The sequence below is a fragment of the Streptomyces glomeratus genome (genome assembly GCF_021462825.1).
GTDB lineage: Bacteria > Actinomycetota > Actinomycetes > Streptomycetales > Streptomycetaceae > Streptomyces > Streptomyces glomeratus.
This window is the reverse complement of sequence record NZ_JAKEEB010000007.1, coordinates 192,720-216,038: the sequence shown is the minus strand read 5'-3', so window position 1 is coordinate 216,038 and position 23,319 is coordinate 192,720. Positions and strand designations below refer to the sequence as shown.

The window sequence follows — 23,319 nt, the reverse complement described above, 5'->3', positions numbered from 1 at the left end:
CGGTGGCCGGCGACAAGCAAGCGGAGACGACGGTGCCCGTCGAGGCCCGGGAGCAGCACGCGCAGCTCGCCGAGCAGATCGAGGAGCACCGCTTCCGGTACTACGTGAAGGACGCTCCCGTCATCAGCGACGCGGAGTTCGACCGGCTCCTGCGCTCCCTGGAGGCGCTCGAGGAGCAGTACCCCGAGCTGCGCACCCCCGACTCGCCCACCCAGAAGGTCGCGGGGGCGTACGAGACGGAGTTCACGGCCGTCCAGCACCGCGAGCGCATGCTCTCCCTCGACAACGCCTTCGACGACGCGGAGCTCGCCGCCTGGGCCGACCGCGTCGCCAGGGAGGTCGGCACCTCCGCGCACCACTTCCTGTGCGAGCTGAAGGTCGACGGCCTCGCGGTCAACCTCACCTACGAGCACGGCCGCCTCACGCGCGCGGCGACCCGGGGAGACGGCCGCATGGGTGAGGACATCACCCCGAACGTCCGGACGATCGCGGAGATCCCGGACCGCCTCAAGGGCGACCGGGTCCCCGACCTCGTGGAGATCCGGGGCGAGGTCTACTTCCCGATGGACAAGTTCGAGGAGCTGAACGCCCGCCTGGTCCAGGGCGGCGACAAGCCCTTCGCCAACCCGCGCAACGCGGCGGCGGGTTCCCTGCGGCAGAAGGACCCGCGTGTCACGGCCACCCGCCCGCTGCACATGGTGGTGCACGGCATCGGCGCCCTGAAGGGCCTCAAGGACGGCCTCACCCGTCTCTCCCAGGCGTACGACCTGCTGCAGTCCTGGGGCCTGCCCACCGCCAGGCACAACAAGGTGGTCGGGGACCTCGACGGCGTACGCGAGTTCATCGCGTACTACGGCGAGCACCGCCACTCCGTGGAGCACGAGATCGACGGGGTCGTCGTCAAGCTCGACGAGATCCCCCTTCAGGGGCGTCTGGGTTCCACCTCGCGCGCCCCGCGCTGGGCGATCGCGTACAAGTACGCGCCCGAGGAGGTCAACACCAAGCTCGTCAACATCCGTGTGGGCGTGGGCCGTACCGGCAGGGTGACACCGTACGCGCAGGTCGAGCCGGTCACGGTCGCTGGCTCCGAGGTCGAGTTCGCCACCCTGCACAACCAGGACGTCGTCAAGGCCAAGGGCGTGCTCATCGGCGACACGGTGGTGCTGCGCAAGGCCGGCGATGTCATCCCGGAGATCCTCGGCCCGGTCGTCGACCTGCGGGACGGCACCGAGCGCGAGTTCGTGATGCCTTCCGAGTGCCCCGAGTGCGGTACGCCGCTGCGGCCCATGAAGGAGGGCGACGTCGACCTCCGCTGCCCGAACGCCCGGACCTGCCCGGCCCAGCTGCGTGAGCGGCTGTTCTACCTCGCCGGCCGCAAGGCGCTGGACATCGAGCACTTCGGATACGTGGCCGCCACCGCCCTCACCAAGCCGCTTGAGCCCGCCGAGCCGCCGCTGAGGGACGAGGGCGACCTCTTCGGCCTCACCGCCGAACAGCTGCTGCCCATCACGGCGTACGTCCTGGACCAGGACAGCGGTCTGCCCAAGCGCGACCCGAAGACCGGCGAGGAGAAGATCGTCACGGTCTTCGCCAACCAGCAGGGCGAGCCCAAGAAGAACGCCCTTGCGATGCTGGAGAACATCGCGGCCGCCAAGCAGCGCCCGCTCGCGCGTGTCCTGACCGGCCTTTCGATCCGTCACGTCGGTCCGGTCGCCGCGGAGGCGCTGGCCCGCGCCTTCCGCTCCATCGACCGTATCGACCAGGCCACCGAGGAGGAGCTGAAGAACACGGACGGCGTGGGGGAGATCGTCGCGCGTTCCGTCAAGGAGTGGTTCGCCGAGGACTGGCACCGCGAGATCATCCGCAAGTGGAAGGCCGCGGGCGTCCGTATGGAGGACGAGGGCTCGGGCGAGGACAAGGGCCCGCGCCCGCTGGAGGGGCTGACCGTCGTCGTCACCGGCACTCTCGAACAGTTCACCCGCGACGGGGCCAAGGAAGCCCTCCAGAGCCGGGGAGCGAAAGTGACCGGTTCCGTTTCGAAGAAGACGTCCTTCGTGGTCGTCGGTGAGAATCCGGGCTCGAAATACGACAAGGCCATGCAGCTGAAGGTTCCCGTGCTCAACGAGGACGGTTTCACGGTTCTGTTGGAGCAGGGACCCGACGCGGCGGCGGAAGTGGCCCTTCCGACCGGGGAGTAGTGGTTGAAGGCCACCCGTACTGCGCATATCAGATGCATAGGGTGGCCGGGTCGCATTCGGGCAACCGTCTCCGACCGCTGCCCGTAGACGCCTTCTGCGGCCTACTGTTGACGTGTGCGCCTGCCGTGCCCGGACGCGTGGCGGGTTCTCAGACGCGGTGCCGTTGACGGTTCGTCGGGCAGCGGGCCGCGTGGCGTGGGCACCGCCGGCTGTGAGAGGGACGGGAATGGAACCGACCGAGAGCGCCCCCTCGGACTCACGGCTGCGCCTGCGCCGGATGTCCGGCGCCTGGCGGCCCTGCCGCCGCACCGCGCGCACCCCGCGGCGCCCCCACGGCGCGAGTGCCGTGCCGGGCACCCTCCCGGGCCCGGCACCCGCGGCGGGCACCGTCCGCGGCGCCGGCACCCCGCCGAGGAACCTGCCGGCCGTCGTCCCCGTGCAGGCCGCCGCACCGCGGGCCGGGGCGCTGTCCGCCGGGCTGCCGTCCGGCCATCCCGGCCTGGACGGCGAGGGGCACGGGTCCCGGCCCGTGCTGCCCGCGGCGGTCGTCGCGGCGGCCGCGGGCGTCCTCGGCGCCGGCTTCTACCGAGCGTTCGGCGGACACCACGCGCTCTTCCCGTCCGGCACCGTCGGCTGGTCCCTGGCCGTGCTCACCGGCATCATCGTCGGCCACCTGGTCGCGCTCGGCCGTGTGCGGTGGTGGGGCGCCACGGGCTCCGGCGCGGCCCTCACCCTCGCCGTGCTGCTGCTGTACGGCTGGGTGCCCGCCGGACTGGTCAGCCTCACCGTCGTCGCGCTGGCCGGCGCGGCCCGGCTCGGCCACTGGCGGCAGGGCATCCTGTACGGCGCGGTCGACATCCTCGGCATCGGCGCCGGAGCCCTCGTCCTGGCCGTCTTCGGGCGCGTCCCGACCGTCGAGGATCCCTGGAACCCGCAGAGCTGGACCCTCTACACCGCGCCCCAGGTCGTCCTCGTCGCCGCCGCGTACCTCCTGGTGACCCGGCTGCTGCTGTGGTACGTGCAGGTGCCTCGCGCCGGAGGACTGCCCACGGTCGCCCGCTCAGCCCTGGTCAGGCAGGGACTCGTCGCCCTCGCCCTGCTCGGTATCGCCCCGCTGATCTGCGTCGTCGCCGTCGCCCTCCCGATCCTGCTGCCCCTGTTCGCCATCCCGCTCATCGCGCTGGACTCCACCCTGCGGATCGCCCGGGCCCGGGCCGAGGAACAGCTGCGCGACCCGCTGACCGGGCTGCCCAACCGGCAGTGGCTGCTGGAGCGCACCTGGACGGCGCTCGACGACGCCGAGCGGATCGGTGCGCGGGCCGCCCTGATGCTGATCGACCTCGACCGCTTCCGGTCGGTGAACGACACGCTCGGTCATCTCGCCGGCGACCGGCTGCTCCTTCAGATAGCCGAGCGGCTGCGCCTCGCGCTGCCGCGCGGTGCGGAGGCGGCGCGGCTCGGAGGGGACGAGTTCGCCGTGTTACTGCCCGTCGCGGACTCCACGACGTCCGCGTCACGGGCGGCCCGCAACCTGGTCGCGGCGCTCGGCTCGCCGCTGGACCTCGACGGACTCACGCTGGTCCTGGAGGCCAGCGCCGGGGTGGCCGTCTTCCCCGAGCACGCGCTGGACGCGGAGGGGCTGCTGCAGCGGGCGGACGTCGCGATGTACCAGGCGAAGCGGGACCGTACGGGGGTGGAGGTCTACGAGTCCAAGCGGGACTCGAACACCCCGGACCGGCTCGGGCTGCTGGGTGATCTGCGACGCGCGCTGGACGCCCACGAGGTGGAGCTGCACTACCAGCCCAAGGTCCGCTTCGACGGGCAGGTCGCCGGGCTGGAGGCGTTGGTGCGGTGGGTGCACCCGGAGCGCGGGAAGGTGCCGCCGGACGAGTTCATCGCGATCGCGGAGTCGTCCGGGCTGATGCCGCACCTGACGGAGTACGTACTGGAGACGGCGCTCGGGCAGGTGGCGCGCTGGCGGGCCCAGGGGCTGCGGGTCCCGGTGGCCGTGAACGTCTCGCCCCGGGACGTGCACACGCCCGGATTCGCGGGCGCGGTCGCCGCGCGGCTGGCGCGTCACGGGGTCCCCGCGGGTGCGCTGCAACTGGAGATCACCGAGCACGTACTCCTGGAGGACCCGCAGCGCGCCGCCGACACGCTGGCCGGGCTGGCCGGGCACGGCGTGAAGATGTCGCTGGACGACTTCGGCACGGGCTACTCGTCGCTGGTCCATCTGCGGCGGCTGCCGGTGAGCGAGCTGAAGATCGACCGTTCGTTCGTGGCGCGGCTCGCGGTGGACGCGGAGGACGCGGAGATCGTGCGCTGCACGGTCGACCTGGCGCATTCGCTGGGGCTGCTCGTCGTCGCGGAGGGGGTCGAGGACGACGAGACGTGGGAGCGGTTGCGCGACCTCGGGTGCGATGCGGTGCAGGGCTGGCTGGTCGCGGCCGCGATGCCGCCCGACGAGACGACGGCGTGGCTCCGAGCGCGTGGCGCCCGGGGCTGGCAGCGCCCGAGGGCCGCGCTTCCCGCGGCGGCGACGGACGAGTAGACGAGCAGGCAGCCGCACGCGACGGCCTGCGGCCGGCAAGCGGTGTACACCGGGCGAGCGGTTCGCCTCCGCTGCACCGTCCGCACCGGACAAGGCCGGTGAGCGCACCCTCCACGGCCGACGCGTGCCCCGCTGTCAGCGAGGCGCGCACGGCCGGTCGGTGCCCCGGCCGGAGCTCGGTGGGGGCCTGCGGCCGGCGAGTCTCCGGCGCCGGTGAACCGCCCGTCAGAGGCGAGGGGGCCTGTCCCTCGTGGCGTCGGGTGGTCCGTGGGCGGCCGGGCCGGGGCAAACCCATGCGCGGGCACCCGGGCTCGCGCCATAGGATTGGCCCCAAACCACACACACTCACCCCAGAGGATCGCTGCATGCCTGGCATCACGCGCGAGGAGGTCGCCCACCTCGCCCGGCTGGCGCGTCTGGAGCTGAAGCCCGAAGAGCTCGACCACTTCGCAGGCCAGCTCGACGACATCATCGGCGCGGTCGCCCGCGTCAGCGAGGTCGCCGACCAAGACGTACCCCCGACCTCCCACCCGCTGCCGCTGACGAACGTCATGCGCGCGGACGAGGTCCGTCCGTCGCTCACCCCCGAGCAGGCGCTGTCCGGCGCCCCTGCCCAGGAGCAGCAGCGTTTCAAGGTGCCGCAGATCCTGGGGGAGGAGTAGCCCGCCATGACGGACAAGAACAGCATCATCCGGCTCACCGCGGCCCAGACCGCCGAGAAGATCGCCTCCGGCGAGCTGACCGCCGTCGAGGTCACGGAGGCCCACCTCGCCCGCATCGAGGCCGTGGACGAGAAGGTGCACGCCTTCCTGCACGTCGACCGCGAGGGCGCGCTCGCGCAGGCCCGTGCCGTGGACGAGAAGCGGGAGCGCGGCGAGAAGCTCGGCCCGCTGGCCGGCGTGCCGCTCGCGCTCAAGGACATCTTCACCACCAAGGGCGTGCCCACCACCGTCGGGTCCAAGATCCTCGAGGGCTGGATCCCGCCGTACGACGCGACCCTCACGAAGAAGCTGAAGGACGCGGACGTCGTCATCCTCGGCAAGACCAACATGGACGAGTTCGCCATGGGGTCCAGCACCGAGAACAGCGCCTACGGCCCGACCGGCAACCCCTGGGACCTCACCCGCATCCCGGGCGGCTCCGGCGGTGGTTCGAGCGCCGCGCTCGCCTCCTTCCAGGCCCCGCTCGCCATCGGCACGGACACCGGCGGCTCCATCCGCCAGCCCGCCTCCGTCACCGGCACGGTCGGCGTCAAGCCGACCTACGGCGGTGTCTCCCGCTACGGCATGGTCGCCTTCTCCAGCTCCCTCGACCAGGGCGGCCCCTGCGCCCGTACGGTCCTGGACGCCGCCCTCCTGCACGAGGTCATCGGCGGGCACGACCCGCTCGACTCCACCTCCATCGACGCCCCGGTCCCGCCGGTCGTCGAGGCCGCGCGCAACGGCAGCGTGGCGGGCATGCGCATCGGTGTCGTCACGCAGTTCCGCGGCGAGGGCTACCAGGCCGGTGTGGTGCAGCGCTTCGACGAGGCCGTCGCCCTGCTCAGGGAGCTGGGCGCCGAGATCGTCGAGCTGGACTGCCCGTCCTTCGACCTGGCGCTGGCCGCGTACTACCTGATCGCCCCGAGCGAGTGCTCCAGCAACCTCGCCCGCTTCGACGGCCTGCGCTACGGCCTGCGCGTCGGCGACGACGGCTCGCACTCCGCCGAGGAGGTCACCTCCTTCACCCGGGAGGCGGGCTTCGGCGCCGAGGTCAAGCGCCGCATCATGCTCGGCACGTACGCCCTCAGCTCGGGCTACTACGACGCGTACTACGGCTCCGCCCAGAAGGTCCGTACGCTCATCACCCGCGACTTCGAGAAGTCGTTCGAGCAGGTCGACGTGATCGTGTCGCCGACGACCCCCACCACCGCCTTCCCGATCGGCGAGCGCGCCGACGACCCGATGGCGATGTACCTCGCGGACCTGTGCACCATCCCGGTCAACCTGGCCGGCAACGCCGCCATGTCGCTGCCCTGCGGCCTCGCGCCGGAGGACAACCTTCCGGTGGGCCTGCAGATCATCGCCCCGGCGATGAAGGACGACCGCCTCTACAAGGTCGGCGCCGCCGTCGAGGCCGCCTTCGTGGAAAAGTGGGGGCACCCGCTTCTCGAGGAGGCTCCGTCGCTGTGAGTAAGGCACTGTCCAAGGCCAAGGGCTTCAAGAAGTCCAAGTCCGGTATGTACCTGTCCATGGCCACCACCGCGTTCGGCGCGATCAGTGTCGCGAAGCAGGCCAAGAAGGCCCGCGTCGAGAACGACACGCTGCGCCTGATCGACGCGGCCGTGTCCGCCGCCGCCATCGTCACCGGCCTCGCGATCCTCTACCGCGAGCTGAAGCGGCTGGGCGACGACGACGTCCTGCTGGGCTGAGAGGGAAGTTTCACCGTGACCACCACGACCGACCTGGTGTCGTACGAGGACGCGCTGGCGTCGTACGACCCCGTCATGGGCCTCGAGGTCCATGTCGAACTCGGCACCAAGACCAAGATGTTCTGCGGCTGCTCCACGGCACTCGGCGCCGAGCCGAACTCGCAGACCTGCCCCACCTGCCTCGGCCTGCCCGGCTCCCTCCCGGTCGTCAACGCGACCGGCGTGGAGTCCGCGATCAGGATCGGTCTCGCGCTGAACTGCGAGATCGCCGAGTGGTGCCGCTTCGCCCGGAAGAACTACTTCTATCCGGACATGCCGAAGAACTTCCAGACCTCCCAGTACGACGAGCCGATCGCCTTCAACGGCTACCTCGACGTACAGCTGGAGGACGGCGAGACCTTCCGCGTGGAGATCGAGCGCGCCCACATGGAGGAGGACACCGGCAAGTCGACGCACGTCGGCGGCGCCACCGGCCGTATCCACGGCGCCTCCCACTCCCTCCTCGACTACAACCGCGCCGGCATCCCGCTGATCGAGATCGTCACCAAGCCGATCGTCGGCGCGGGCGAGCGCGCCCCCGAGGTGGCCAAGGCGTACGTCCGCGAGCTGCGCGAGCTGATCCGGGCGCTCGGTGTGTCGGAGGCCCGGATGGAGATGGGCCAGATGCGCTGCGACGTGAACCTGTCGCTGATGCCGAAGGGCTCCGAGAAGTTCGGCACCCGCTCCGAGACGAAGAACGTCAACTCGCTGCGTTCCGTGGAGCGCGCGGCCCGCTACGAGATCCAGCGCCACGCCGCCGTGCTCGACGGCGGCGGCAAGGTGATCCAGGAGACCCGCCACTTCCACGAGGACACCGGCTCGACGACCTCGGGCCGCACCAAGGAGGAGGCCGAGGACTACCGGTACTTCCCCGAGCCGGACCTGGTGCCCGTCGCGCCCCCGCGCGAGTGGGTAGAGGAGCTGCGCGCGGCGCTGCCGGAGCTGCCTCTCGTGCGCCGCACCCGGCTGCTGGAGGAGTGGGGGATCTCCGCGACCGACATGCAGGCGATCCTCAACGCCGGCGCCCTTGACCCGATCGTCGCCACCATCGAGGCGGGCGCCGACGCGGCCTCCGCCCGCAAGTGGTGGATGGGCGAGCTGGCGCGTCACGCGAACGAGTCCGGCAAGGCCCTGGACGAGCTGTCGATCACGCCGGAGCAGGTCGCCCGGGTCGCCAAGCTGGTCGCCGCAGGCGACCTGAACGACAAGCTGGCCCGCCAGGTCATCGAGGGCGTCCTCGCGGGCGAGGGCACGCCGGACGAGGTCGTCGAGAAGCGCGGTCTGAAGGTCGTCTCCGACGAGGGTGCGCTGACCGCCGCCGTCGACGAGGCCATCGCCGGCAACCCCGCCGTCGCGGACAAGATCCGCGGCGGCAAGGTGGCCGCGGCCGGTGCCCTGGTCGGCGCGGTCATGAAGGCCACCCGCGGCCAGGCCGACGCCGCCCGCGTCAAGGAGCTGATCCTGGAGAAGCTGGGCGTCAGCGAGGGCTGAGAGGTCACGAGCGGAACGCCCTCAGGGGCGAACGTCCTCAGGGGCGGTCCATCGCATGCGATGGACCGCCCCTTTGTGTGACGTGGGTCGCATTCCTGTGACTAACCCCACGAAAGAGACAAATGATCTCCTTCGGATGCCACAGTGTTGGAGATTGCTCATTCGTTCTTTGCGGGCTGTTCAGTTCCACCAGAGGCTGTTCCCGGTCAAAGATCCACGAACCACCACCCCCAGGGAGCACGTCTGTGGCAGCCCTCGCGCGCTGGTGTGTGCGCCACCGCCTTGTGACCGTCCTGCTTTGGCTGATCGCCTTCGCCGGTGTCACGGTCGGCGCCACCGTCGCAGGCTCCGCGTACTCGAACCACTACGACGCCCCCGGCACCGAGGCCGGCCGCGCGACCCAGCTGCTCCAGCAGGGCTTCCCCGGCCTCGGCGGCGACAGCGACAGCGTCGTATGGCGCACGACCGATCCCGGCGGGGTGCGCTCCGCCGACGTCGAGCAGACGATGACCCGCACCCTGGACCGGATCGGGAGCCTGCCCGGCGTCGCCTCCGTCACCAACCCCTACCAGGGCGGCCACAGCGGCCAGATCAGCGGGGACGGCCGCACCGCGTACGCCACCATCACCTTCGACGAGCCGAGCGAGAACATCGGCAAGGGCGAGGCCAAGGCCCTCGTCGACACCGCCAAGGCCGCCGAGACCCGCGGCCTGAAGGTGGAGCTGGGCGGCAGCGCTGTCGCGCTCTCCCAGCCGAAGGGCGGGCATCTCGCCGAGGCCGTCGGCGTGGTCGTCGCCGCGGTGGTCCTCTTCCTCGCCTTCGGCTCGCTCGCCGCCTCCCTGCTGCCCATCGCGACCGCGCTGATCGGCGTCGGCACCGCCTACTCCGGCGTCGGCCTGCTGGGCCATGCCATGACCGTCGCCGACTTCGCGCCCATGCTCGGCCTGTTGATCGGGCTCGGCGTCGGCATCGACTACGCGCTGTTCATCGTGACGCGGCACCGCCGGAGCCTGAAGCGCGGCATCCCGGTGACGGAGGCCGCCGTGGGCGCCGTCGCCACCACCGGGCGGGCCGTCGTCTTCGCGGGCGCGACGGTGTGCATCGCGCTGCTCGGCATGCTGATCCTGCGGCTCGGCTTCCTCAACGGTGTGGCGTTCGCCGCGTGTCTGACCGTCCTCCTCACCGTCGCGGCCTCCGTGACCCTGCTGCCGGCCCTGCTGTCGTTCATCGGTCCGCGCGCCCTCAGCAAGCGCGAGCGGCGCCGGCTGGCCGAGCACGGGCCCGAACCCGAGGTGCCCACCGGGCTCGCCGCCCGCTGGTCCGCGTTCGTCGAGCGTCACCCCAAGAAGCTCGGCGCCATCGCGCTCGCCGTGATGGCGCTGCTCGCCCTGCCGACGCTCTCCCTCCACCTCGGCACCTCCGACCAGGGCAACGATCCGAAGACGTCGACCACCCGGCAGGCGTACGACCTGCTCGCCGACGGCTTCGGACCGGGCGTCAACGGCCCGCTCACCCTGGTCACCCATGTCGGCGGCGCCGAGGACAGGCTCGCGCTCGACAACCTCGACACCACCCTCGCGGCCACCAAGGGCGTCGCCTCGGTGACCCCGGTGACCTACAACAGCGGCGGCGACACCGCCTACCTCACCGTCGTACCGCAGTCCTCCCCGCAGTCCGAGCAGACCAGCGACCTTGTGCACCGGCTGCGCGACGAGGTGCTGCCGCGCGCCGAGCAGGGCACCACGCTGGACGTGTCCGTGGGCGGCGTGACGGCGGCCTACGACGACTTCGCCGGAGTGATCGTCGGCAAGCTGCCGCTGTTCGTGGGCGTGGTGATCAGTCTGGGCTGTGTGCTGCTCCTGCTCGCCTTCCGGTCCTTCGGCATCCCGCTGAAGGCCGCGGCGATGAACCTCGCCGCCGTCGCCTCCGCGTTCGGTGTGGTCGTCGCGATCTTCCAGTGGGGCTGGGGGAGCGAGCTGCTGGGTCTCGGCCGCGCCGGACCGATCGAGCCCTTCCTCCCCGTGATCATGGTCTCGGTGCTCTTCGGCCTCTCCATGGACTATCAGGTGTTCCTGGTCAGCCGTATGTACGAGGAGTGGCTGGAGACCCGGGACAACCGGCGGGCCGTGCGAGTCGGGCTCGCCGAGACCAGCCGGGTGATCAACTCGGCGGCCGTCATCATGATCTCCGTCTTCCTCGCCTTCGTGGCCGGCGGCGACCGGGTGATCGGCATGTTCGGTGTCGCGCTGGCCTCGGCCGTCGCGCTGGACGCGTTCATCCTCCGCACCCTTCTCGTCCCCGCCCTGATGCACCTGCTCGGCGGCGCCAACTGGTGGCTGCCGGCCTGGCTGGACCGCCGGCTGCCGCGTCTGTGCATCGAACCGCCGGAGTGCCGTGCGGCGATGCCGAGGCAGCGCGCCGACGAGGACGCGCTGGTGGGCGTACTCCTGAAGGAGCGGCAGCAGGACGTGCGCGACATCCACGGGTGACGACGGGGCGGGACTGCGTCCCCCGGAACCGCGGCACGCCGAGGAGTTCCCGGCGCACCCGGACCGCGGGCGGGGGCTCGTCAGCCGTGGCATGCGGGTGCTCATCGATTGGGCGGTCGACGAGCGTGGTATGCACCGTGTGGAGTGGTACGCCCCCTCCGCCGACGTCCCGAGCATCAAGGTGGCGCGGCGGCTGGGCATGACCAGGGACGGCGTACTGCGCGAGAGCCACGTGCCCGGCGCCCGCGACGGTCATCAGACGATCATTAAGAGACCTCTCAGACAGCGTCCGTACGGTGCGAGGCATGGGAACCGAGACAGTCGACGAGGCCGGGGCCGCAACCGGCGCCCAGGCGACCAACGACGAGGAGAAGGTGGAGGCCATCGACGGCGACGAGAGGGCCGGGGAGTCCGGGACCGAGGGCCGGCCCGAGGAGAACACGCCCGAGGAGACGGCGTCCGAGGAGACGGCGCCCGAGGAGACGGCGCCCGCGGGGCCGTCCGGAGTCGGTCAGGGAGCGGGCGCGGTCGTCGCGGCCGGGCTCGGCATCGTCTCCCTCACCGGCAGCTGGGTCTCCACGGTGGCCTCCGCGCGGGAGACCCTCGTGGGCCAGCTGCGGACCTCGTCGACGGCCAGCGTCTCGCAGCAGATCAAGGAGGTGTACGGCAACGCCTGGCACGCCACCGCGCTCTGGGGCGGTCTGTTCGCGCTGGCCGCGCTGATCGTCGGCGTCGTCGTCCTGGCCCGCCCCGCGTTCGGGGCGCCGGGGAAGCCGCAGGCCGTGTGGATCAAGTCGGTCGCCTGGGGCGGTGTCGCCCTGGGTGTCATCGGGCTGTTCCTGGCCGTCCTCAAGTACACCGACGTCCTGCTCGGACTGCCGTCCGCCGGCTGAGTCCGCGCAGCTCCCGCCAGGGGCCCTGGGCCTTCCGCCGCATCCGCGCGGAAACCCCGGGGCCCTTTCGCGTGTCCGGCGGAAGCCCTGGGGCCCTCCGCGCGTTCAGGGAAGGGCCATCCCGGCGAGCGCGGGTGGGACTGCGCCCCCGGAAGCGGGGCACTAGGAGGCACTGTGTTCAACATGTTCGAGGAACTGTTCGCACCAGGCCGCAAGCACGCCCACGACGAGCACCGCCGCCTGGAACTGTCCCGACTGGACGTGACGAACGGCGATCCGGGAACGGGCCCGATCGACCTGTCCTCCGGAAAGGTCGTCATACGGATCTCGGAGCCGGCTCCCGACGACGATCCGGACACCCGCCCGGCCTGAGCGCGGCGGGCGCCCTACGAGATCTCCAGCTCCAGGATCCGGTCGTCGGTCTTCGAGGGTTTGCCCCGGCCGTCCGTGTTGCTCGTGGTCAGCCACAGCCTGTTGCCGTCGGCCGCGACCACGGTGCGCAGGCGGCCGTAGGCACCCTTCAGGAACGCCTGCGGGGGTGCGGACGCCTCGGTTCCGTTCAACGGCACGCGCCACAGCCGCTGCCCGCGCAGGCCTGCCATCCACAGGGAGCCCCCGGCGTAGGCGATGCCACTGGGGGAGGCCGCGTCGGTGTGCCACTGGGCGAGCGGGTCGTGGTAACGGGGGTCGGCCGACTTCCCCTCGGCGTTCGGCCAGCCGTAGTCGTCGCCCGGTTTGATCGCGTTCAGCTCGTCCCAGGTGTCCTGGCCGAACTCCGCGGCGAACAGCCGCTGTTCGCCGTCCCAGGCCAGACCCTGGACGTTGCGGTGGCCCCAGGAGTACACGGCCGAATTCCCGAAGGGATTGCCGGGGGCGGGCTCGCCGTCCGGCGTCATGCGAAGGATCTTGCCGCCGAGGGAGGCCCGGTCCTGAGCCAGACCCCGCTCGCCGGATTCACCCGTGCCCGCGTACAGCATGCCGTCCGGGCCGAACGCGATCCTGCCGCCGTTGTGGATCAGCCCCTTCGGGATGCCCTTGAAGACCGTGTCCGGTGCGCCCAGCTGCGCACCGGCGGGCCTTTGCGGCTCGTACAGCATGCGCACGATGCGATTGTCGGAGTCGGTCGTCAGGTAGGCGTAGACCAAGTGGTCCGAGGCGTAGCCGGGGGAGAGGGCGATCCCCAGCAGGCCCCCCTCGCCGGCGGCCGAGGCACCGGGCACCGCGCCCAGCTCGGTCTTCCTCCCCGTCTTGTCGTCGATACGGGTGATCGTCCCGTCGTCCCGGGAGGAGACCAGCAGCCCGCCGCCGGGCAGCGGGGCAAGGCCCCAGGGAGTCCTGAGGCCCTCGGCGACCGTCCGCACCACACGGACGGAACCCTTCGCGGGCGGGGTCCGCTCGCCCGTCCGCCCGGGCGCGGTCGTCCCCGGAGCGGAGGAGGAGCTCCCGCCGCCGGGCGTGTCCCCGGCACCGGGGGAGCAGCCCGCCGCCAGCAGGAGCGCGGCCGCGGCCGACACGGCCGCCACAGCTCGACGTCGCACGATCCAGGTCCCTTCGACGCGGGGCTTCTCCCCTACGTACGCTGCGCGACGCCCCGGGGTTCCCCGCCCGGCGGAGAACCGGCCGATCGGGTCGGACCCGCGCCGCCGCTCAGTCCCACGACTTCTGCGCCGTCGGCAGGTACGCGAGGTCCGTGAGGTCCCGCGGGGTCAGCCGGAGGCCGGGCGCGCCCGCGTTCTCCGTGACCCATCGCTCCCGTTTCGCGCCCGGCACCGGGACCACGTGCCGTCCCTGTGCCAGGACCCAGGCCAGGGCCACCTGAGCGGGCGTGACGTCCTCACCGTGGCGGCGCGCCACCCGGCGCAGGCCGGCCACGATGGGCTGGTTGGCCGCCATCATCTCGGCGGTGAAGCGGGGGTGCCTGGCACGCAGATCGTCCGGCTCGAAGCCCTCGCCCGGCGTCAGCGTGCCGGTCAGGAAGCCGTTGCCGAGCGGCATCGCGGCGAGAAAGCCGACCCCGCGCGCGGCGCACCAGGGCACCAGTGCGTCCAGCGACTCCGCCGACCACACCGACAGCTCGGCCTCCACCGCGCTCACCGGGAACACCTGCTGCACCCGCTCCAGCTGCCGGATCGTCCCGTCGTACAGCCGTGCCCCGGTCCGCCGTCCGCCCCGCGCGCCCACCGCGCACAGCCCGAGCGCCCGTACCTTCCCGGCCCGTACCAGCTCTGCCATGGCACCCCAGGTCTCCTCGACGGGAACCTCGGGGTCCGCACGGTGCAGCTGGTACAGGTCGATGACGTCCGTCTGCAGCCGCCGCAGCGAGGCGTCGCAGGCGCGGCGTACATAGCCCGGACGGCCGTTGGCCACGATGTGCTGCTCACCCACCAGCAGACCGACCTTGGTCGACACGAACGCCTCGGCACGCCGCTCCTTGAGCACCCGGCCCACCAGCAGCTCATTGGTGAACGGTCCGTACATGTCGGCCGTGTCGAGCAGCGTCAGCCCCAGGTCGAGCGCCCGGTGCACCGTCCGCAGCGACTCGTCACCCCGCTGCCGCGAACCGGAGTACGCCCAGCTCATCGGCATGCACCCGAGTCCGACGGCCCCCACTTCGAGCGTTGCCGCGCCGATCGTCCTGCGCTCCACCTGGCCGTGCCCTCCCTTTCCTGGCACCCCAAACTAACCAATGCGACACGCGATCCTTCGCATAGCCTCCTGACCATGACCGAAGACGTTTGGCTTCCGTTCCGCACCGACGAGATAAGGGACCTCCCCGAGGGCTTCCACTACCGCTTCTGGGACGGCGGCCAGGAGTTTCCCGCGGATCCCGCCGACTGCGCGTTCTACGTGGTGCCCTACATGAAGGGCAGCGAGGTGGCGGTGCGCCCGATGGCCGCCATGACGTCCGTGAAGGTCGTGCAGACGCTCTCCGCCGGCTTCGACCACGTCGAACCGGGCCTGCCGCTGCTGCCCGACGGGGTGCAGCTGTGCAACGCGCGCGGGGTGCACGACGCCAGCACCGCCGAGCTCGCGCTGACCCTCATCCTCGCCTCGCTGCGCGGCATCCCCGATTTCGTCCGGGGACAGGACCGCGAGGAGTGGCGTTCCGGTTTCCGTCCCGCACTCGCCGACAAGTCCGTCCTCATCGTCGGATACGGCTCGGTCGGCGCCGCCGTCGAGGACCGGCTCGCGCCTTTTGAGGTCGCGCGGGTGGCGCGCATCGCGCGCCGCGAGCGTGAGTCGGCGCGCGGTCCCGTGCATCCCCTCTCCCGATTGTCGGAACTTCTTCCCGACGCCGATGTCGTGGTGGTCGTCACGCCGCTCACGGCGGAGACGAAAGGCCTGGTCAACGCGGGCTTCCTGGCCCGGATGAAGGACGGGGCGCTGCTCGTCAACGTCGCGCGCGGCGGCGTCGTCGACACCAAGGCGCTGCTGGCCGAGCTGGAGACCGGCCGCATCACGGCCGCCCTCGACGTCACGGATCCCGAACCGCTGCCCGCGGGACACCCCTTGTGGCATGCGCCGGGCGTGCTGATCACTCCTCATGTGGGCGGTCCCACTTCGGCTTTCCGGCCCCGCGCCACACGCCTTCTGAGTGCCCAGCTGAACCGTTTCGCGCAGGGGGAACCGATGGCGAATGTGGTTTTGACGACCGGTCTCGAATAGGCCGGTGCGCCGGGACGGGGCGGGGGCCGGCTGCGGCTGCCGGGACGGCCCGGGGGCGTATGTTTCACGCCATCGCCGCCGTCCGCGCGCCTGCCTTTCGAGGGGGCGCACCACCGGCGCACGTGTCGTTCCCCGTTGTCCCCCCGTCCGCTTCCAGTACGCTCCGCAGTCCCTCGTACGCGGTACGTACGCGCATCCTCGCTGGTCGTCACTGAGCGTAGAGAAGCTATGTCCCTGAGTGACGAGACTGGTGTATCGTCCCGGACAGGGGCTGCGCCGCGCACCGTTCGGCGCCGGGGACTGAACTTTGAGACATGCGAGGGGGGCGACGGGCGATGCACGGCCTATGGACGAACGATCCGACGCGGCGGGGTCGCGGGCTGCGACCCTGGCGGGCGACGACGCGCAGACGCGTCCACAGCGGACACGGCGGTCATCATCATCACCACCGCAGGCACAGCGGCCGCAAGAGGCATGCGCACCCAGCGCACCGGGACCAGCGGGACCCGGCGGCCCCCCGGACCGGGAGGATCCGGTGACTTCCCCCGGAGCACTGCCGGTCGGCCGTCCGGACCACGGATGCCGGACGCGCCTGGTTCCGCAACTGGTCCTGACCCTGGTGTGCGCGGGATACGCCGTCGGTTCCGCGCTCGACTGGGGTTGCCGGAGCCTCGCGCTCTTCATGGGTGACTTCGGCCTGAGCCTCGCGGCGGGCACCGCATCGGTCTCCTGCTTTGTCTACGCCCGTCGCAGCCGCAGCCGCTTTCGACCCGCCTGGCTGCTGTTCGCGCTCTCCTCCGCCATGGCCTCACTGGGCAACGGCGTCTGGGGCTGGTACGAGGTCGTCCTCGACCGCGCAGTCCCCTCGCCCAGCTTCGCCGACTTCTGCTTCCTCTGCTTCGCTCCCCCCGCCATCGTAGGACTGCTCGTGCTCGCCAAAAGGCCCGTCACCAAGGCGGGTTGGGTATGCCTCGCGCTTGACGCGTGGCTGATCGGCGGCTCGCTGCTCACCCTGTCGTGGAGCCTCGCGCTCGCCCAGGCGGCGAGATTCGACGGGCCGAGCGTCGCGCACGCCGCGCTGTCGCTCGCCTACCCCCTGCTGGACATCGCCCTGATCAGCATGGTGGTCGCACTCCACTTCCGGCGCTCGGCGGTCAACCGGTCGGCGGTCAACACCGCCATCGGCGCGCTCGCCCTGACCGTGATGTGCGACGCCCTGTTCACCTCGCCGCTGCTGCACAACAGCTACCACTCGGGGCAACTGCTGGACGCCGGATGGTTCTCCGGCTCGCTGCTCCTCGCGTACGCGCCCTGGGTCGGCACCCGGAACCGACTGCGGCGCGGCCACGCCCACGCGCGCGTGGTGCACGCGCACGTACCGGGCCGGCGCCGGCCGGACTCCGCACGGGCGGGCCGGGGACGGGAACACGCGTCCGTGCTCCCGCGGCAGGCGGTTCACACCTCCGTGCAGCAGCCCGCGCGCGACCGCTATCCGACCGGGGTCCCCCACGGAGCCGACCGCGACCGCTACCCGGCCACGCGCCCGATCTCCGGATCGCTGGCCGCGCTCACCCCCTACCTGGCCGCCGCCGTCTGCACCCTGGGGATCCTCTACAACGTCCTCAACGGCCACAGCGTCGACCGCGTGGTGCTCATCACCGCGGGAGCCGTGGTCCTCGCGCTCGTCGTCCGCCAAGGCATCATGCTGCTCGACAACATCACCCTCACCCAGGAACTCGCGCAGAAGGAGAACCACTTCCGCTCCCTGGTACAGGGCTCCAGCGACGTCATCATGATCGCCGCCCCCAGCGGCATCCTCAGATACGTCTCCCCGGCCGCCGCGGGTGTCTACGGACGCCCCGCCGAGGAGCTCGTCGGCACCGAGCTCGCCGCGCTCATCCACCCGGAGGACCTGGGCTGCGTGGTCCACGAGGTGCGCCGCTTCCTCGCCGTCAGCCCCATCGATGAACCCACCACCCGTATCGAGTGCCGCTTCAGGTCCGGCGACGGCGGCTGGCTCAACGTCGAGTCCACCGTCAACCGCCACGAGGGCGGCCTGATCTTCAACAGCCGCGACGTCACCGAACGAGTGCGCCTGCAGGCACAGCTCCAGCACAACGCCGAGCACGACCCGCTCACCGATCTGCCCAACCGCGCCCTGTTCACCAAGCGCGTCCAGCAGGGGCTCTCCGGCCGCCGCGCCTCCGACCGCGGCGCCGCCCTGCGGAACACGGCGGTCCTCTTCATCGACCTCGACGGCTTCAAGGCGGTCAACGACACCATCGGGCACCAGGCCGGCGACGAACTGCTCGTCCAGGCCGCCCGCAGACTCCAGGACTCGGTACGGCAGGGGGACACCGCCGCCCGCCTGGGCGGTGACGAGTTCGCCGCCCTCATCGTCGGCGACGGCACCCGAGACCGCGCCGCCCGCGAGGGACACATCCTGGAACTCGCCGACCGGCTCCGGGCGACCCTCTCACAGCCGTACGACATCGACGGCAACGATGTCCGGGTGGCGGCGTCCATCGGAGTGGCCTTCGCGGAGCCGGGACTGGGCGCGGGCGAACTGCTGCGCAACGCCGACCTCGCCATGTACCGCGCCAAGGCCGCCGGCAAGGGCCGCGTCGAGCTGTACGCGCCCCAGATGCAGCAGGACGTCGTACGCAAGGGCGAGCTGGCCACCCGGCTGCGGGCCGCGCTGCACGACGGCGAGTTCACCCTGCTGCACCAGCCCGTCGTGTCGCTCCAGGACGGCCGGATCGCATCCGTCAGCGCCCAGGCGCGCTGGCGCTCCTCCCAGGGTGTGCTCTTCACCCCCGCGGAGTTCCTGCGGGTCTCCGAGGACAGCGACAAGGCCGCCGAACTCGGCCGCTGGATGCTGGAGGAGGCAGTCCAGCAGGCCGCCGAACGCAACGCGACCGGGCTCGCCGTGCCCGTCGTCGTACGGATGAGCGCCCGCCGCCTTCTCGACCGCTCCCTGCCCCTCGGCTCGGTGGAGGGCCTGCTCACGCGGCACGGCCTGACCTCGGGCGCCCTGGTCATCGAGCTGTCCGACATCGACCCCAAGGTCTCCCTGGACGAGCTGGAGCGCAGACTCGGCGCACTGCGCAGGATCGGCGTCCGGGTCGCCCTGGACGGACTCGGCAGCGGCTACGCGGCGATCACGGCGCTGCGCCGGCTCCCCGTGGACGTACTCAAGCTCGACCGCGGCCTGGTCGAGGGCGTCGTGGAGTCCGCGCGCCTGCACAAGATCACCAGTGGGCTGCTGCGCATCGCCACGGACCTCGGCCTGCAGTCGGTCGCCGACGGGGTGGATCTGCCCGAGCAGGTCGTCGCCCTGCGCGCGATGGGCTGTACGCACGGGCAGGGCATGGCATTCTCGGGACCGCTGGACGAGCACCGGCTGCGCCGGGCGCTCACTTCCGGCCACTGTGCCGTGCCGCATGGCCCGGTGGAGCCGGCGCCGGCGTTCGCGATCGGGGGAGCGGCCCTGTACACAAGCGGTGTGCCTGCCGTTTTCGGCGGTGGGAACGCCCTACGCTCACATAATGAGACTCCCGTCCCACCCACTTGACAGTGATGGCGTGCCGGGGGGAGGGTCAGTGCCATGCGCACCCGAATTCTCGTACTTGGACAGCGCGTCGGCTGAGCTGGGACCCACCGGAAATGAACCGGAACACCCAGCGACCACACCCGGCGCGCTCCCCTCGCTTGCCTACCGGCACGAGGGGTTTTTTGTTGCACACGCACCTGTCGAACAACGCCCGAACCTCGCAAAAACCCTCAGCATCGAGAAGAGAATGCCGATGACCGAGCAGGCCACCGGGGCCCATCACCCGCAGCCGCGGCCCCGATCCGGAGGACACCAGTCCGCGCCCGAGCACGTCACGGGTGCGCAGTCCCTCATCCGCTCTCTCGAGGAGGTCGGCGCCGAGACGGTATTCGGTATTCCCGGCGGTGCGATCCTTCCGGCGTACGACCCGCTGATGGACTCCCGGCGGGTGCGCCACGTGCTGGTGCGGCACGAGCAGGGTGCGGGCCACGCGGCCACCGGCTACGCGCAGGCCACCGGCAAGGTCGGCGTCTGCATGGCGACCTCGGGTCCCGGCGCCACCAACCTGGTCACCCCCATCGCGGACGCCCACATGGACTCGGTCCCGCTGGTCGCGATCACCGGCCAGGTCGCCTCCAAGGCGATCGGCACCGACGCCTTCCAGGAAGCGGACATCGTCGGCATCACCATGCCGATCACCAAGCACAACTTCCTCGTGACCAAGGCCGAGGACATCCCCCGCACGATCGCGGAGGCGTTCCACATCGCCTCCACCGGCCGCCCGGGCCCGGTCCTCGTCGACATCGCCAAGGACGCCCTCCAGGCCCGGACCACCTTCAGCTGGCCGCCCGTCACGGACCTGCCCGGCTACCGCCCGGTGACCAAGCCGCACGCCAAGCAGATCCGCGAGGCAGCCAAGCTGATCACCTCCGCGAAGCGGCCCGTCCTCTACGTCGGCGGCGGCGTCCTGAAGGCCAAGGCCACCGCAGAGCTGAAGGTCCTCGCGGAACTCACCGGAGCGCCCGTCACCACCACCCTGATGGCGCTCGGCGCATTCCCCGACAGCCACCCGCTGCACGTGGGGATGCCGGGCATGCACGGCTCGGTCGCCGCCGTCACCGCGCTGCAGAAGGCCGACCTGATCGTCGCCCTCGGAGCCCGCTTCGACGACCGTGTCACCGGCAAGCTGGACAGCTTCGCCCCCTACGCCAAGATCGTCCACGCCGACATCGACCCGGCCGAGATCGGCAAGAACCGCGCCGCTGACGTGCCGATCGTGGGTGACGCCCGGGAGGTCATCGCCGACCTCGTCCAGGCGGTCCAGAAGGAGCACAGCGAGGGCCACCGGGGCGACTACACCGCCTGGTGGAAGGACCTCTCCCGCTGGCGCGACACCTACCCGCTCGGCTACGACCTGCCGGACGACGGCTCCCTGTCGCCGCAGCAGGTCATCGAGCGCATCGGGCAGCTCGCTCCGGAGGGCACGGTCTTCGCGGCGGGCGTCGGACAGCACCAGATGTGGGCCGCGCACTTCATCCAGTACGACAAGCCCGCCACCTGGCTGAACTCCGGCGGTGCCGGGACGATGGGCTACGCGGTCCCGGCCGCCATGGGAGCGAAGGCCGGGCAGCCCGACCGGACCGTGTGGGCGATCGACGGCGACGGCTGCTTCCAGATGACGAATCAGGAGCTGACGACCTGTGCCCTGAACAACATCCCGATCAAGGTCGCCATCATCAACAACGGCGCCCTCGGGATGGTCCGCCAGTGGCAGACCCTCTTCTACAACCAGCGCTACTCCAACACGGTGCTGCACTCCGGCCCGGACGACGTCAACCCGGAGGCCCGGGGCACCCGCGTCCCCGACTTCGTGAAGCTGTCGGAGGCCATGGGCTGCCACGCGATCCGCTGCGAGTCCCCGGACGACCTGGACAAGGTCATCGAGGAGGCGAACTCCATCAACGACCGCCCGGTCGTCGTGGACTTCGTCGTCCACGAGGACGCGATGGTGTGGCCGATGGTCGCCGCCGGCACCTCCAATGACGAGATCATGGCCGCTCGGGACGTCCGCCCCGACTTCGGCGACAACGAGGACGACTGAGAGAGAGCTGAGTGAGAACCATGTCCAAGCACACCCTCTCGGTCCTCGTCGAGAACACGCCCGGCATCCTCGCCCGGATCGCCGCCCTGTTCTCCCGCCGCGGCTTCAACATCGACTCGCTCGCGGTCGGTGTCACCGAGCATCCCGACATCTCCCGCATCACCATCGTGGTCAACGTCGAGGACCTGCCTCTCGAACAGGTCACCAAGCAGCTCAACAAGCTCGTCAACGTCCTGAAGATCGTCGAACTGGAGCCGTCCCAGGCCGTTCAGCGTGAACTCGTTCTGGTGAAGGTGCGCGCCGACAACGAGACGCGCTCCCAGATCGTCGAGATCGTCCAGCTGTTCCGCGCCAAGACCGTGGACGTCTCCCCGGAGGCCGTCACCATCGAGGCCACCGGCAGCAGCGACAAGCTGTCCGCCATGCTGAAGATGTTGGAGCCCTACGGCATCAAGGAACTGGTCCAGTCCGGCACGATCGCGATCGGCCGCGGCGCCCGTTCGATCACGGACAGGTCGCTGCGCGCCCTCGACCGGTCCGCCTAGGACACCCGGGAACATTCCCGTACGTCCGGAAACGGGCGGCCGGCAGGCCGCCGGCCGCCCGTATGCCGAGACCCCGAAACTTCCCTTCTCCCCGCCGTCATACGGTGGGACGCACCATCCGTACACAAGGAGAGAACCCAAAGTGGCCGAGCTGTTCTACGACGCTGACGCCGACCTGTCCATCATCCAGGGCCGCAAGGTCGCGGTCATCGGCTACGGCAGCCAGGGCCACGCCCACGCGCTGTCGCTGCGCGACTCGGGTGTCGACGTGCGGGTCGGTCTGCCCGAGGGCTCCAAGTCCAAGGCGAAGGCCGAGGAGCAGGGGCTGCGCGTGGTGGCCCCGGCCGAGGCCGCCGCCGAGGCCGACGTGATCATGATCCTGGTCCCGGACCCGATCCAGGCCCAGGTCTACGAGGAGTCCATCGCCCCCAACCTGAAGGACGGCGACGCGCTGTTCTTCGGCCACGGCTTCAACATCCGCTTCGGCTTCATCAAGCCCCCGGCCGGTGTGGACGTCTGCATGGTCGCCCCGAAGGGGCCGGGCCACCTGGTGCGCCGCCAGTACGAGGAGGGCCGCGGCGTTCCCTGCATCGCGGCCGTCGAGCAGGACGCCACCGGCAACGCCTTCGCGCTGGCCCTCTCCTACGCCAAGGGCATCGGCGGCACCCGTGCCGGCGTCATCAAGACGACCTTCACCGAGGAGACCGAGACCGACCTGTTCGGCGAGCAGGCCGTCCTGTGCGGTGGCGCCTCCGCCCTGGTGAAGGCCGGCTTCGAGACCCTGGTCGAGGCGGGCTACCAGCCGGAGATCGCCTACTTCGAGTGCCTGCACGAGCTGAAGCTGATCGTCGACCTCATGTACGAGGGCGGCCTGGAGAAGATGCGCTGGTCGGTCTCCGAGACCGCCGAGTGGGGCGACTACGTCACCGGCCCCCGCATCATCACCGACGCCACCAAGGCCGAGATGAAGAAGGTCCTCGCCGAGATCCAGGACGGCACGTTCGCCCGCAACTGGATGGACGAGTACCACGGCGGTCTGAAGAAGTACAACGAGTACAAGAAGCAGGACTCCGAGCACCTGCTGGAGACCACCGGCAAGGAGCTGCGCAAGCTCATGAGCTGGGTGAACGAGGAGGCGTAGGCCTCGCGGCCGAAGGGGCCGGAGCATTCTGCTCCGGCCCCTTCGGCGAACCCGGGGTAACGTCTGGAATGAGACGTTGTCCACCCCGTCCAGCCACGGACGGGTGATCCTTCCGCAACGGCGTAATACGACACGTGCGGCGCCACTAGACTGCTCAACAACAAACGCGTTCAGGCCCACAGCGTCGTGCGTCTTCCACGCGGCTAGCCCCCTCCACCGCCTGCGGCCGTCGGGACGGCCGT

At 71.0% G+C, this 23,319-nt stretch carries 16 protein-coding genes and 1 pseudogene; 15 read left to right on the top strand and 2 right to left on the bottom strand.

Annotation, left to right across the window (positions count from 1 at the left end; all coding sequences use genetic code 11):
* Positions 1–2 precede the first annotated feature (2 nt).
* The 10 genes and pseudogenes from ligA (at position 3) to LZ604_RS11335 (ending at position 12,443) form a co-directional block, all read left to right on the top strand.
* A complete protein-coding gene (ligA, locus tag LZ604_RS11380; RefSeq protein WP_234514870.1) occupies positions 3–2,198 on the top strand; it encodes an NAD-dependent DNA ligase LigA in 2,196 nt (731 codons plus the stop codon).
* 226 nt (positions 2,199–2,424) lie between these two features.
* Positions 2,425–4,749, top strand: coding sequence for a putative bifunctional diguanylate cyclase/phosphodiesterase (locus LZ604_RS11375; protein ID WP_234514869.1), 2,325 nt, complete (start codon positions 2,425–2,427; stop codon positions 4,747–4,749).
* Between the two features lie 365 nt (positions 4,750–5,114).
* Positions 5,115–5,411: an Asp-tRNA(Asn)/Glu-tRNA(Gln) amidotransferase subunit GatC gene (gatC, locus tag LZ604_RS11370; protein ID WP_006130840.1), complete on the top strand. Its 297-nt coding sequence runs from the start codon at positions 5,115–5,117 to the stop codon at positions 5,409–5,411.
* 6 nt (positions 5,412–5,417) lie between these two features.
* Complete coding sequence (gene gatA, locus LZ604_RS11365) at positions 5,418–6,920, top strand: Asp-tRNA(Asn)/Glu-tRNA(Gln) amidotransferase subunit GatA (protein WP_234514868.1); 1,503 nt, start codon at positions 5,418–5,420, stop codon at positions 6,918–6,920.
* Entirely contained in the window at positions 6,917–7,159 is a 243-nt protein-coding gene (locus LZ604_RS11360) for a hypothetical protein (protein ID WP_234514867.1), read from the top strand. The genes gatA and LZ604_RS11360 overlap by 4 nt, the downstream gene beginning before the upstream one ends.
* Positions 7,160–7,174: 15 nt before the next feature.
* Positions 7,175–8,689 carry an Asp-tRNA(Asn)/Glu-tRNA(Gln) amidotransferase subunit GatB gene (gene gatB / locus LZ604_RS11355; RefSeq protein WP_234514866.1) on the top strand — a complete coding sequence of 505 codons (1,515 nt, stop codon included), beginning with the start codon at positions 7,175–7,177 and terminating at the stop codon, positions 8,687–8,689.
* Positions 8,690–8,934: 245 nt separating this feature from the next.
* Positions 8,935–11,178: an MMPL family transporter gene (locus LZ604_RS11350; protein WP_234514865.1), complete on the top strand. Its 2,244-nt coding sequence runs from the start codon at positions 8,935–8,937 to the stop codon at positions 11,176–11,178.
* A 13-nt stretch (positions 11,179–11,191) separates the two neighbouring features.
* Positions 11,192–11,413: pseudogene (locus LZ604_RS11345) on the top strand (GNAT family N-acetyltransferase); the annotation flags it as partial.
* A 70-nt stretch (positions 11,414–11,483) separates the two neighbouring features.
* Positions 11,484–12,071: a hypothetical protein gene (locus LZ604_RS11340; RefSeq protein ID WP_234514864.1), complete on the top strand. Its 588-nt coding sequence runs from the start codon at positions 11,484–11,486 to the stop codon at positions 12,069–12,071.
* Positions 12,072–12,254: 183 nt separating this feature from the next.
* Positions 12,255–12,443: a DUF6191 domain-containing protein gene (locus LZ604_RS11335; protein WP_267971245.1), complete on the top strand. Its 189-nt coding sequence runs from the start codon at positions 12,255–12,257 to the stop codon at positions 12,441–12,443.
* 14 nt (positions 12,444–12,457) lie between these two features.
* Here the strand turns inward: LZ604_RS11335 and LZ604_RS11330 are convergent, their stop codons facing one another.
* Both LZ604_RS11330 and LZ604_RS11325 read right to left on the bottom strand, forming a co-directional pair.
* A complete protein-coding gene (locus tag LZ604_RS11330; protein ID WP_234514862.1) occupies positions 12,458–13,609 on the bottom strand; it encodes a PQQ-dependent sugar dehydrogenase in 1,152 nt (383 codons plus the stop codon).
* Between the two features lie 109 nt (positions 13,610–13,718).
* Complete coding sequence (locus LZ604_RS11325) at positions 13,719–14,717, bottom strand: aldo/keto reductase (RefSeq protein WP_234514861.1); 999 nt, start codon at positions 14,715–14,717, stop codon at positions 13,719–13,721.
* A 75-nt stretch (positions 14,718–14,792) separates the two neighbouring features.
* On the opposite strand from LZ604_RS11325, the gene LZ604_RS11320 reads away from it, so the two are divergent.
* The 5 genes from LZ604_RS11320 to ilvC all read left to right on the top strand — a co-directional run bounded on the left by LZ604_RS11320 (position 14,793) and on the right by ilvC (position 23,077).
* Positions 14,793–15,737, top strand: coding sequence for a 2-hydroxyacid dehydrogenase (locus tag LZ604_RS11320; protein WP_234514860.1), 945 nt, complete (start codon positions 14,793–14,795; stop codon positions 15,735–15,737).
* A 346-nt stretch (positions 15,738–16,083) separates the two neighbouring features.
* Entirely contained in the window at positions 16,084–19,311 is a 3,228-nt protein-coding gene (locus LZ604_RS11315; RefSeq protein WP_234514859.1) for an EAL domain-containing protein, read from the top strand.
* A 232-nt stretch (positions 19,312–19,543) separates the two neighbouring features.
* Positions 19,544–21,391: an acetolactate synthase large subunit gene (locus LZ604_RS11310; RefSeq protein WP_234514858.1), complete on the top strand. Its 1,848-nt coding sequence runs from the start codon at positions 19,544–19,546 to the stop codon at positions 21,389–21,391.
* A 20-nt stretch (positions 21,392–21,411) separates the two neighbouring features.
* A complete protein-coding gene (gene ilvN / locus LZ604_RS11305; RefSeq protein WP_166002432.1) occupies positions 21,412–21,936 on the top strand; it encodes an acetolactate synthase small subunit in 525 nt (174 codons plus the stop codon).
* Positions 21,937–22,078: 142 nt separating this feature from the next.
* Positions 22,079–23,077, top strand: coding sequence for a ketol-acid reductoisomerase (gene ilvC, locus LZ604_RS11300; protein ID WP_234514857.1), 999 nt, complete (start codon positions 22,079–22,081; stop codon positions 23,075–23,077).
* Positions 23,078–23,319 lie beyond the last annotated feature (242 nt).

What these genes read in the sequence shown, in the direction of transcription:
- LZ604_RS11375 (WP_234514869.1), top strand. Translation starts at nt 2,425, where the DNA reads ATGGAACCGACCGAGAGCGCCCCCTCGGACTCACGGCTGCGCCTGCGC.
- gatC (WP_006130840.1), top strand. Translation starts at nt 5,115, where the DNA reads ATGCCTGGCATCACGCGCGAGGAGGTCGCCCACCTCGCCCGGCTGGCG.
- gatA (WP_234514868.1), top strand. Translation starts at nt 5,418, where the DNA reads ATGACGGACAAGAACAGCATCATCCGGCTCACCGCGGCCCAGACCGCC.
- LZ604_RS11340 (WP_234514864.1), top strand. Translation starts at nt 11,484, where the DNA reads ATGGGAACCGAGACAGTCGACGAGGCCGGGGCCGCAACCGGCGCCCAG.
- LZ604_RS11335 (WP_267971245.1), top strand. Translation starts at nt 12,255, where the DNA reads ATGTTCGAGGAACTGTTCGCACCAGGCCGCAAGCACGCCCACGACGAG.
- LZ604_RS11320 (WP_234514860.1), top strand. Translation starts at nt 14,793, where the DNA reads ATGACCGAAGACGTTTGGCTTCCGTTCCGCACCGACGAGATAAGGGAC.
- LZ604_RS11315 (WP_234514859.1), top strand. Translation starts at nt 16,084, where the DNA reads ATGGACGAACGATCCGACGCGGCGGGGTCGCGGGCTGCGACCCTGGCG.
- LZ604_RS11310 (WP_234514858.1), top strand. Translation starts at nt 19,544, where the DNA reads ATGACCGAGCAGGCCACCGGGGCCCATCACCCGCAGCCGCGGCCCCGA.
- ilvN (WP_166002432.1), top strand. Translation starts at nt 21,412, where the DNA reads ATGTCCAAGCACACCCTCTCGGTCCTCGTCGAGAACACGCCCGGCATC.